The organism is Affinundibacterium amnicola, assembly GCF_014284275.1.
In the GTDB taxonomy this organism is placed as follows: domain Bacteria; phylum Pseudomonadota; class Gammaproteobacteria; order Burkholderiales; family Burkholderiaceae_D; genus Undibacterium; species Undibacterium amnicola.
In genome coordinates, this window is the sequence record NZ_JACOFU010000002.1 from 871,588 (window position 1) to 883,782 (window position 12,195).

The 12,195-nt window shown below is 45.3% G+C and carries 7 protein-coding genes; all 7 read right to left on the minus strand.

What is annotated here, in order from left to right; all coding sequences use genetic code 11:
• Positions 1–96 precede the first annotated feature (96 nt).
• Positions 97–2,547, minus strand: a complete 2,451-nt coding sequence (locus tag H8K33_RS08015) for a glycoside hydrolase family 31 protein (protein WP_186890444.1) — start codon at positions 2,545–2,547, stop codon at positions 97–99.
• A complete protein-coding gene (locus H8K33_RS08020) occupies positions 2,544–4,268 on the minus strand; it encodes an alpha-amylase family glycosyl hydrolase (RefSeq protein WP_186890445.1) in 1,725 nt (574 codons plus the stop codon). Before H8K33_RS08020 ends, H8K33_RS08015 begins: the two co-directional genes overlap by 4 nt.
• Positions 4,269–4,386: 118 nt before the next feature.
• Entirely contained in the window at positions 4,387–5,715 is a 1,329-nt protein-coding gene (locus H8K33_RS08025; RefSeq protein ID WP_246443400.1) for an MFS transporter, read from the minus strand.
• A 79-nt stretch (positions 5,716–5,794) separates the two neighbouring features.
• Complete coding sequence (locus H8K33_RS08030) at positions 5,795–6,994, minus strand: cation:proton antiporter (RefSeq protein ID WP_186890446.1); 1,200 nt, start codon at positions 6,992–6,994, stop codon at positions 5,795–5,797.
• 24 nt (positions 6,995–7,018) lie between these two features.
• Complete coding sequence (locus tag H8K33_RS08035) at positions 7,019–8,530, minus strand: tryptophan halogenase family protein (RefSeq protein ID WP_186890447.1); 1,512 nt, start codon at positions 8,528–8,530, stop codon at positions 7,019–7,021.
• Between the two features lie 214 nt (positions 8,531–8,744).
• Entirely contained in the window at positions 8,745–11,579 is a 2,835-nt protein-coding gene (locus tag H8K33_RS08040) for a TonB-dependent receptor (RefSeq protein WP_186890448.1), read from the minus strand.
• A 523-nt stretch (positions 11,580–12,102) separates the two neighbouring features.
• The coding region (locus tag H8K33_RS08045) for an IS3 family transposase (RefSeq protein ID WP_186890449.1) at positions 12,103–12,195 on the minus strand (93 nt) is incomplete at its 5' end.

The window sequence follows — 12,195 nt, forward strand, 5'->3', positions numbered from 1 at the left end:
CAAAAAAACGAAGTGTAATAGGATGCAGCATACAGGACAAGAGCTTTTTCCCTCGCCTTTGCAGATCATCAACTTCACCAAATCAGAGCATCTTAATCACCAATTCACACGAATTAAATTCGCTGATTTTGCACTTCCGCGGACTTGTGCTGTGAGCAGCTTACGACTAGAGTCCCAGTCAAATTTCACTGTTTTTCCATCCAAAGTCACTTGCTGCGGTACCTGTTCCACATTATGCACATACAAAGCGATCTGCTTGTTTAAGGCTTTCATCTTGCGTCCATTCTGCTGACGAAGTTGAATTTGTAGTGAAGATTGACCGTTTGCTTGTGCTTGAAACTTGCTAGAAAAATGATGAATACGGAAGCGTTCTTGTTGATATGCTTGCGCTGTCAGACCATCATCCTCGTACATGGTTCCCTGACTCTGCTCAGTTGCGGCGTCGTGATAGTAATGCAGTGCTAAATCTTTCTCGTTATAAAACTGTGTGCTTTGCATAGGCATAGCCATAGGAATAAATGCCCCAGCGCGTACAAATACGGGAATATGCTCTTCACGCACTTTCACGGTATGCGTCTTACCACCGGCATAAACCTGTCCAGTGTAAAAATCTATCCACGTGCCAGAAGGGAATACCACCTCAGCCTGTTGTTGCCCCGCTTGCATAATCGGTTGCACTAAGAAATCATTGCCCCACAAATAGGATGTCGAATGCGCGCGCAGTTTTGCATTCTCCGGCTCAGCAAAAAACAGCGGGCGCATCAAAGGCAAACCCTGCTGCTGATTTTCAAATGCCAGCGTGTAATTGTAAGGCAGCAAGCGGTAACGTAATTCGATAGCAGCCTTGGCTAACTGTTTGGCCTTTGCAGCACGGAAGATAGGTTCAGATGCGACCTCTTCTTGTGCATGTGGGCGGAAGATAGGTTGAAACACACCGTACTGCAACCAACGTGCATACAGTTCGTCATCCAGATTTGCACCGGCAAATCCACCTAAATCCGAATGCATATACGCTAAACCTTGCATCCCCATTTGCAGTGCAATCTCAGGCTGCGAGCGAAGACCACCCCAAGTGCGATTCACATCGCCAGACCAGGGAATCAAACCAAAGCGTTGCGAGCCAGAATAACCTGCACGCATCAAAATGAATGGCCGTTGTGTTGGGAAATCTTTCTGATAGCCTTGTGCGACGAGCTTCGCCCATTCATGTCCATAGATATTGTGCACTTGATCTGCACCTAGTTGACCATTCGCATGACGGAGCTCACTAGGATGCACTTCTGGTTCGCCAAGATCGCCCCACACGCCAGCAACACCTTGCTGCGCCAAGTCTTTATAGATATTCCAAAACCAGTCACGAGCCTTCGGTTGGAACAGATCAATCAATCCCGTATTACCAAAATAGAAGTCATAGGTGAATGGCTTACCAGCCTGATCGGTTGCCAGAATGTTTTCCTGTACTGCTTCTTGCCAACGATTCGAGGTCGTCAATATAAAAGGCTCAGTGATGAGTACGGTCTTCACACCTTGCTGATTAAAATCCGCGATCATGCCTTTCGGATTCTTAAAATTATCTTGATCAAAGGCGAGATTGCCCATCGTGCCTTTGACTTCTTTACCAAACCAATACAGATCAAAAATAATCGCATCGACAGGAATTTGTTCTGCACGATATTTTGCGATCACCTGACCTGCCTCAGCCTCTGAATGATAACCAAAGCGGCTGGCGAAATTACCAAACGCCCAGCGCGGTGGCAGCGGCTGGCGCCCTGTTAGCTGGGTGTAATTGGCGACCACACTCGCCCAAGACTTGCCAGCGATAATTTGATAAGTCTTACGCCCACCTATGGTTTCGTAACTGAGTGAATTATCCTTGGTGCTGTCAAGATCGAGCGTGCCGATTGCGGCATTATCAAAATGGATGCCATACATCTTGGATGAATACACCAGTGGAATCGCAAAGTTCATTTGACTCGATTGTTCTTCGTAGCCGTAATGCGCCTTATTGTAGAGCGGCAAGCGATGACCACGACGATTCATTCCTAGTGCACGCGCACCTGCGCCGTACAGAGCTTCCTGCGCATCTAAATTAAAGCTGATGCGCTCTTTATTTTTCTCGACAGTATCAATTTTCTCGTAACCGAGTTTTTCAGAGGTCAGCAACTTACCCTGATAAAAATAGCTGATTTGAAACGGTGCTTTTTGTATGCGCACCGAGATCCCGGAACTCACATAATCGATCTGTTGTGCAGTCTCCTGAAACTGCATTTTGACTTTTTGCGGCTTCCCCACCACCGCATGCGATTGCTGATCAAATGGCGTAAGCACTTCACCTTTAGGAATAAAGCGCGTTTCAAAAACTTCCGTTGAGTACGGTGTAATCTGATATTGCCCATCATTGGTCGTGATGCTTATATGCGATGGGCTATGCTTTACTTGCAATACCTGACGTTGCGGATTTTGCGCGTAAGCAGATACGCTGAAAGTGAGCGTCAAAGCCGCGCTAATTAAATTGGCAGATCGAGAATAGCGAGGAAATTGTTTCATGGTTTACCCAAAAGAATAATCGCGTGTTTACCTGGAAGTTCGACTTTGCCGGATTGAACAATCACGCTTTGACCAGAGTAATAATCCTTTACACGCTCACCATCCTGAAATACTGGCGCAACAGTAATCGTATGCGTTTTTGCCAAAGGTAAATCAAGCGCAACGACGACATGATCACGCACACCATCTTTTTGATAGCTGCGTTTGAAGATGTAAGGAGAGACTGAAAGTTGTTGATGTACACCCATGCCGACAGATACATGTGCGGCACGGAATTGGCCTAGCTTTTGCCAATGTGTGAGCAAATCGCGATAAGTTGGCGAGTCTTTATATGTGTGCGGTACTTGCTTGGTTTGTAAAGCGAGTGGTCTATCTTTTTGCAATACAGACCAGTCCATCATAGCTCGCAACTTGGCATCACCTTGCGCTTCGGCGATATTTAACAAACGCGCGATTTCATCACCATAATAAATCTGTACTGAGCCAGGTGTTAACATCAACTTAGTCGCCGATTCAAATGGGCGCTGGCGTGCTGGATCAAACGGGCTACCATCATCATGCGAACTGATGTAATTCAATACCGAATAGCCTTTGAGATCGTTCTGCAAGTAATTGGCATAGCGGCTGAACAAAGTTTCGTATTCTAAGTGTGCATCCGATCTAAAGCTGAAATTAATCATGCTATCAAAACCGTTCGCATAATAATTGACGCGGCTACCGCCATCCATTCTGAATTGCAAACCATCACTGATAGGATAGTTGTAAGCTTCTGCGGTCATAAAGAAGGGATCATCACTGAGCTTCTTCTTCGGATTGGCTTTTTTCCATTCTTCAAAAGCCGCACTCGCTTCTTGCTTCAATTCTTTCCAAACCGATGCTTCCACATGCTTAACCGTATCAACACGAAAACCATCAATGCCATATTTGCGTATCCAATCAGTATGCCATTTCATCAAATAGTAACGAGGTGCGCGTGGGAAACCCGTGCGCGCAAAATACACATCCAACTCTTTTACCTCGCGTTCATAGCGCCCTTCTTGCTTCCACTTTTGCGCTAATTGCGGTGGTAGATCGACTGGCTTATCGCTCTCGGTCAAGATGTCGGGCAGATTTTTTACCAAAGTACATTTGATCGCACCATCAGCCGTTTTGTAATCGCAAGTCGGTTCAGCGCGCACCCAGTCGGCAGGCCAGACAGTATCAGTCGCAGTGACTGGTCCGATGTGATTCATCACCACATCCAACAGAATTCGTATGCCATGCTGATGTGCGACCTCGACTAGTTTTTTAAAATCTTTTTCGCTGCCAAGATTCGCATCAACTTTGGTAAAGTCTTTGGTCCAATACCCATGAAAACCATACGACTTGCCAGTGCCTTCATCGGTTCCCTCATGGATTTGCTCCACCGGTGGCGTAATCCATAGAGCATTCACACCCAAGCGACTAAAGTAGCCGTCCTGAATTTTGGCAATCACCCCTTGCAAATCGCCGCCCATAAAACCACGCAAGGGAGCAGCATCAGCTAGGCGACCATACGCCAGATCATTTTTCTTATCGGCATTATGAAAACGATCCGTCAGTAAGAAATAAACGGTCGCGTTTTCCCATAAAAATGGCTTCTTATTCGCTTTACCAATCTCCGCAGCATTGGTGTTTTGAGTCAAGCCCAAACCCATTAGCGACAAACAGATCAAAGCCGTATTTAAGGTCTTACTTTGCATGGGAAGACTTCCTATCTATCAATCAATTAGTACTGTCGGTAGATTACAAACCAAGATTTGCATTCACAATTTGGCTCACAATTTGGTTCACAATTTGGTTCACAAGATCGTTTGCGAACTATTTTGCAATCACTTTCTCAACATCGTCCTTTACAAACAAAGTCAAGACACCCGCCAATACCATGCAAGCGCCGCCTAACATCAACACCTTGACCGATTGATTGGCAAAGAAGTGCTTCAAAATTGCGCCCAACACCACACCTGCAACAATCTGCGGAATCACCACAAAAAAGTTAAACAAGCCTAAGTAATAACCCATTTTATTCGCAGGCAAAGCACCCGCCAGAATTGCATAGGGCATCGTCAAGATACTTGCCCAAGCAATACCAACACCCACCATAGGCAGTAGTAACATGTGTTTATTGGTAATCGCAAAAATGCTGATTAAACTAAAACCACCTATCACCAAACACATTAAATGAACAAACTTACGACTAGTCATTTTTGCTAACATCGGCAGTATGAATGCCGCAATCGCAGAAACACCACCATACATCGCGAACATAATGCCTACCCAATTACCCGCGTCCTGATAGGCACTTGATTGCGCATCGCTTGATTGAAACACGCCAGACGCAACTGAAGGTGTCGTATAAACCCACATCGCGAACATCGCGACCCAGGTAAAAAACTGAACGAGTGCAAGCTGTATCATGGTCTTAGGCATTTTGAAGAAGCCACCCAAGATTTCTTTCACCGCATGCAGCATGCCCTTGTTCGCGGCACGCTCAGCCAAAAATGCATCCATATCGGAGGGAGCGTCTTCTTTACTTAACAAGACTGTCCATAACACTGCAAGAAAATATACGCTGCCACCAATATAGAAAGAGTAGCGAACAGTATCGGGAATCGCGCCGTTCACTGGAACATTGCTCACACCTAGATAGTCGGTAAAAATGGTTGGCAGCAAAGAGGCGACAACACCGCCACAACCGATGAAAAAAGTTTGCATCGCAAAACCACCTGTTTGCTGACTCGCATCTAACTTATCACCGACGAATGCACGGAACGGTTCCATCGACACATTGATCGATGCATCCATCAGCCACAACACAAACACCGCCATCCAAAGCGCGCTGGAATTAGGCATCAAGAACATCGCAATGGAGGCCAACACAGAACCGATAAAGAAAAATGGACGACGGCGTCCCCAAGTCGGGTGCCAGGTGCGATCACTCAAATAGCCAATTACGGGCTGCACCAACAAACCGGTAATCGGAGCCGCTAACCACAGAATCGACAAACTATCGATATCGGCACCCAGCGTCGAGAAAATACGGCTGGTATTGGTATTTTGCAGCGCAAAGCCAAATTGAATACCGAAAAAGCCGAAGCTCATATGCCAGAGCTGCCAGAACGACAGTTTTGGTTTTGCTAGTTGATGCATAAGTGTCCCCTCAAAAATTCGGTAGTTTATTTATGTTCAGTTATCTATTTTAAAAATCTGTAGCGTGTCAAAACTAGTGCTAAGAACTGCGTCCTATCAGCTCTCGTAAGCGCCTTAATTTTGGCTGCACCACTGGCACGGTTAACATGGTGCTGGCAATCGCCATCAGCAATAAAGCAGTAAACGTGGCATTGGTGATGATGGCTTTATCTAACAAAATATTAGCGAAGATAATCATAATCAAAGCCTTAGTTTGTAATAGCCAACCAATGATGCTGGCCTCGCCTTTTTGCCATTTCAGTACACGCCCTGCGATTTGTATGCCGATCAATTTTCCGCAGATCGAAGCTACCAATAGCGCAAACGCTGCAATAAAAACGCTTGCGCCACCCATGGTCCAATTGGTTTTTAAACCTGTGCTCAAGAAAAACACCGGCATCATCACCAGCAAAACATGGTGGCGTAGCGCATCCATTTTTTCTTGATTAAACCAAACCGCATCCATCACCGCACCCGCTAAAAATGCCCCGACCATAAAATGCAAACCGGCCCAATCTGCGGCAAAAGCGCAGATCGCCAACCAAATCAAGGCGACATACCAACGATCTTGTTCTTGCAAACGCAGCATTATTTTTCTAAATAACCAAGCGGCAAAACTAAATAAAATCAGAAACACGACTTGGCGACCAACTCGCGTCCAATCGAGCAAAATCAGTGCTAACACACCCCAGATCGCAATATCATCCACACTGGCGTAACGCAAAATTCTCTGGCCTAAAGGTTCACGCAGAATATGCATTTTCTCCATCAACAAGATAAGGATAGGCAGCGCAGTTACCGCACATGACATCCCAATTCCCAATACGAACTGCCACGATAAAGCTTTCTCACCTATCCAGCCCGCCATAGGCAGCATCCCTAAGGCGACCAAACTACCGGCGATCAAAGGCACGCCCAACGCCAATCCTGCTGTAATACCGCTTTCGCGCTTATGCTCCCAAGCTTGTTTCAAATCAAGCTCAACGCCCGCGATCATCACAAAGATCATCACCGCCCATAAGGCGATGCCGTTTAAGTGCTGAACTACCACTGGATTAAAAACAAATTGATACACCTCAGGTAAAGCATTACCCAATACGCCAGGCCCAAGCAAAATGCCGGTAATAATTTGTACGACTACCAAAGGGGCGAAGTAGTCGGTTTTTCCAACCCGCCAGATCAAATAAGGTACGCTAAAAATCACCAGCATTGCGATCAAAAAGATTTCAGTGTTGCTCATCATAGCGATTCCATTTCAAGGAGATTATTGTCGTGGAGCTGCACAATTTTTTGCAATATACGCAGCGTGTTCTGGCATCACCTTAACGCATTTTGCGATCACATCACGGACACTTTCTAGATATTCCAGCGTATCGGCCTCGGTCTGCAAATTCACCAAGGAATGGAAGCTTTCGACTGGCATATTTTGCCCCTCAAGAACTTGTAACCAACCGACTTCGGCAAACAACTCATCATCTATCCGTAGCAAGCGACCACTGGCGCGATACATTTCCATCTTATGCGTTAAGGATTCGGGCACGGCCATCTCTGCGCAGTTTTTCCAAAACGCAGAATCCTCACGCTGATTCAGTTTGTAATGCAAGATCACGAAATCGCGGATGCGTTCGTACTCGAACTTGCTTTGACGGTTGTATTCATTGATATCAATTTGATTGAATACTTTGCCTGGGAAGAAGCTAATCAATCGGGCAATCGCTGTTTGAATCAAATGAATACTGGTTGACTCTAATGGCTCTAAAAATCCACTTGCTAAGCCAATCGCTACCACATTTTTATTCCAACATTGCTTACGCATACCGGTTGTAAACTTCAACAAACGTGGCGCGGCCAAGGGCTTGCCATCCAAATTCGCCAACAGGGTCGCAGCCGCTTCATCTTCGCTGGTAAATTGACTGCAAAAAACATGACCATTGCCGATACGATGTTGTAGCGGAATGCGCCATTGCCAACCTGCTTTATGTGCAGTCGAGCGGGTGTAAGGCGTCAAGACGGGTGCCGACTCACAAGGCACCGCTAAAGCACGATCACAAGGCAAGAAATGTGTCCAATCCTCATAGCCGGTCTTCAATGTTTGCTCGATCAATAAGCCGCGGAAACCTGAACAATCAATGAACAATTCGCCAGCGATCACTTCGCCATTTTCTAGTACGACCGACTCAATGAAATCATCGGCCTCACGTTGCTTAACTTGAGTGATTTTTCCTTCTGTACGCACCACGCCTAATTTCTCGGCGTACTTACGTAAAAATTTCGCATACAAACTAGCATCAAAATGATAGGCATGGGCGATTTGATTTAAGGGCGAATTTTCTACTTCATGATTCGCTGGCATGAATTTATTTGCCTTCGCGGCCATTCTAGTAATCGAATATTCTTCGAGTGGCGCGACCTTGCCTTGCTGATGAAACTTCTGCCAATACTGATCAAAACGTACGGTATAAGTGTCTTGACCAATGCTGCCAAAACCATGCATATAACGATCACCGAGCTTGCCCCAGTTAACAAACTCAATACCTAATTTAAAGGTGCCTTGGGTCTCACGTAAAAACTCGTTTTCATCGATACCTAAAACATGATTGAAGCGTTGTATCATCGGTATCGTCGCTTCACCCACACCAACGATGCCGATTTCATCGGACTCAATAACACGAATCTTAACTTGCCCTTGCAATGTTTTGGCTAATGCGGCAGCGGTCATCCACCCTGAAGTGCCACCGCCAACAATCACCACATCTTGAATTAATGCATTATTCATCTTGAGCTCTCACGCAAAAAAGAATTGATGGAAAATCGCTTTTTTCAATTTCATAAGAACCTCAGTGTACTGCAGAGTATTCCGCGAAACGCATTGATAAAACACATTTTCATCAAGTCTTTTATTTGAGTCATGCTGATGATCAGATCAACAAAACTCAGGGGTAAAAAAAAGACCCCTGCCATGCCGCGCAGGGGTCCTTATTCAGTTCAAATTAGAACTTGTAGTTTGCGCCGAACAAGTACGTTCTACCGTAAGTCACTTTATTGGTGATCACGTTAGGATCTGTGTTGTATTCCTGGAATGGTGTGTTATTCCAGTTATTCGCTTGCACCAACAAAGACAAACCTTTCAACCAGCCAGATTGGAACTCATAGGATGCTTGCAAATCAACCAGCGTTTCACCCTTGACCATCGTCAACTGCATATTGTCTTGATAGTCGCTAACTTGACCCAAGAAGTCAGAACGCTTACGTGCTGCCCAAGCAACTTGGAAGCCGTTTTTCTCGTAGTACAGACGCAAGTTGCTGACTTTCTTCGACAAACCTGGCAATGGAATGTTCAAGGACGTTACCGCAACATTACCGAAGCCAAAACCTGGCAAAGTAATTTGACTAGAGGTATCCGAGTGATTCAACATCGCACCGAAACCATCGAGGTAAGAACTGATCATATTGAACGGTACGTTCACAGCCATTTCAAAACCACGGATACTACCGCCTTCGCCATTACGTGGAGAGGTCAACAAACCAACCGTTGATCCTTTGTATGCGCCAGTCAAAGGCAATGGTGTTTTTGCGCTGACAAACGGTGCAAAATCAAACGTCGTTGGTGAACGATAGATGTAGGTATCTAAAGATTTGTAGAAACCAGCAAAGCTGAAATAACCCTTGTTACCAAAATATTTTTCATAGGACAAATCCAAGGCTTTTGCCATAAACGGCTTCAAGTTTGGATTACCACCACTACCGGTCAAGATAGGATTATTACCTTGCGTAGTCACGCCGAATGCTTGGCTTGCACGCATATCGTCCATGTTGGCACGCGACATAATCTTGCCTGCGCCCACACGGAAGAACTGATCGTTACCAAGGTTAAACGACACGTTCAAACTAGGCAGAATATTGGAATACGATGTACCACCACCAACCACGCTAGATGGGCAAGTTGCAGCAGTAATACCTGTGCAGTTTGCCAGATCAACTTGGTTACCTGTGGAAGACTGATTCGTATGGACGAATTGCACACCAACATTGCCGCGATAGTTCAAGCCCATCAACTCGCCATCCAAGTCACCCATCGCATAAGCAGTGGTGACTTTTTCGTGCACAGACCAATCTTTTGCCAACACAGAAGCATCGACCCAGCGTGCCAAATCATAAATTGGACCTAAAGAACCTTCTGGATCAAATGAGACAATAGGCAAACCAGTTGTGCCAGCAATACCGACTTCAGAACCTGGTACGGTTGCAGTTGCATAACCGCTCGTGCCTTTTACAACGAGGCGACCTTCTTGACCAGAGCGAATCTTTTCACGATCCGTTCCATTCACACCAAAACGCGCAGTCACGATAGGACCAAAATCCACATCACGGCTAGCTGTCAAACGGAAGCTAGTGACCTTATCATCCACTGTTGGCAAAGCCACATAACCAGCTTGTGGTGAGTTTACACCGCCGCCCCAACCATTCACGTCTGTCAATTTAGCGACATTACGATCACCAAAATTCAAACTCGTTGTGTACTTCACATCATTGAAGTTGCCACCATTAAAACCTGTGTAGCTAATCGAGGACAGACCTGTTGCGTTACCCGGCTGACCTGCAGTTGTTTCATAACGCGACGCATCTTTTTTCGCTTTGGAATAAGCCAAATCTGCGTTCAATGTCCATTCATCCACTTTCAAATCACTATTCCAACCGATGGATGTGAACTTATCTTTTGCAGATTCTTTATGGTTACGAACGACACCTTTGTAGTTACTGAAAGTACCTGCTGTCACTACGCCGTTAACGATCGTTGCATTGGACAATACGCCGTCTGGATCATAGCCGCCTGCAGAGCCGGCAATCGCACCTTCCAAACCTGTCTTTTTCAAGCTAGAGCTACCAGCCGAGTAGAAAAAGTCCACTGTCGACTTAAAGTTTTTGTTCGGTTTAAATTGCAAGGTCGCTGATGCACCATCGCGATCACTCTTACTTGTTTCAGTATCCGCACCGAAACCACCAATCGTCTTTACCTTCGCGCCGTTGTAGTCAACTTCTGGAGACCAACCACCCCAAGTATTAAAACGTTGCTGCGCGCCGCCATCTTCTTTAAATTTCGTAAAGCCTAAGGACAAACCTATCGTACGATCTGCAAACTGATCCACATACGAAAATGAAATGCGGTCGCCACTACCTTCAGAGGCGGTTTGCACGCCAGTACGTTGTTTGCGGTATGCAGCGGATACGACTTGTTTACCGAAATCGAGTGGTTTCAAAGTATTCAAATCAATCGTTGCCGCTAAGCCTTGACCGATCAAAGATGCATCTGGTGTTTTGTAGATCAATACTGAACCCATCAATTCAGCTGGGAACAAATCGAATTCAGGCGCACGTGCATTACCTGTAGAAGCTTGTTCACGACCATTCAACAATGAACCATTAAAGGATGGTGATAAACCACGCACGCTAATATCGGCAGCCTTACCAGAAGAACGGCTACGCTGTGCTGTCACACCTGGCAAACGCGAGATCGATTCAGCAACGCTAGAATCTGGCAATTTACCGATATCTTCTGCGGAAATCGCTTCCACGATAGAAGATGAATTTTTCTTCAAGGAAATCGCTGCTTCAATACCGCGACGAATACCTGTAACAACAACCGTTTCTGTAACGGCTTGACCTTCTACTTTCGCTGCTTCTTTTGCAGGCTCAGCCTGTTGCGCGTAGACAGCGCCTGAACTCAACGCCAGCATCACCGCACATCCAGCAGCAATTGGGGTTAATTTGACCATCGCTCGGTTCAGATTCGAACTCTGCTGGCGTTTGCTTAAATTCAGTTCCATTTAAATCTCCAAATATTTTTATGACTGCAATCTAGGGGGGGGGAGGAAATTAACAATACATCTTATTTTTCAGCATCGAATTCGAATCAACAAACTTTTGGTCTAAATTCAAATCTTGGCTCAAGTTTGTACCAAAACTAAATTTAGTGTCAATCATAAAAAGCGAAGATTTAAGTAAGTTTCTATCCCTCACTATGAGGATATTTACTACTACGTGGCTTGAAAACCACAATTATGAGCAAATAAGTTATGTAGTCAAACTACATTTTTACACTTTCATTGCAAAGATTTTACCAGAAAATTCAAAGCGCTTTGTATTTTTCCGTCGATTTTATTCAAAGCGCTTTAAGTATTGCATTCAATAATTCGCAAACGGCCTTAGATCAAATGAAAATCCACGCAATATTTGTTCAATAGAGAAATTTCAGCACTGCATATGGAAACAGTCTAGAAGCATTTTTTTGTTTCGCCCATAAAAAAACCGCGAACTGAACTGACCCCAGAAAGTTGGACAGTTTGTTGGCTAGGCATGCAAGGGCTGATTTCTGTATTGCACAGGACTCAGCCCTTTTAGTTTCAGTTTGATCCTATCGTGATTATAGTAGTGAATGTATTC

Excerpts from the sequence above, each read along its gene's own strand:
- H8K33_RS08015 (WP_186890444.1), bottom strand. The coding sequence starts at position 2,547 with ATGAAACAATTTCCTCGCTATTCTCGATCTGCCAATTTAATTAGCGCG.
- H8K33_RS08020 (WP_186890445.1), bottom strand. The coding sequence starts at position 4,268 with ATGCAAAGTAAGACCTTAAATACGGCTTTGATCTGTTTGTCGCTAATG.
- H8K33_RS08025 (WP_246443400.1), bottom strand. The coding sequence starts at position 5,715 with ATGCATCAACTAGCAAAACCAAAACTGTCGTTCTGGCAGCTCTGGCAT.
- H8K33_RS08030 (WP_186890446.1), bottom strand. The coding sequence starts at position 6,994 with ATGAGCAACACTGAAATCTTTTTGATCGCAATGCTGGTGATTTTTAGC.
- H8K33_RS08035 (WP_186890447.1), bottom strand. The coding sequence starts at position 8,530 with ATGAATAATGCATTAATTCAAGATGTGGTGATTGTTGGCGGTGGCACT.
- H8K33_RS08040 (WP_186890448.1), bottom strand. The coding sequence starts at position 11,579 with ATGGAACTGAATTTAAGCAAACGCCAGCAGAGTTCGAATCTGAACCGA.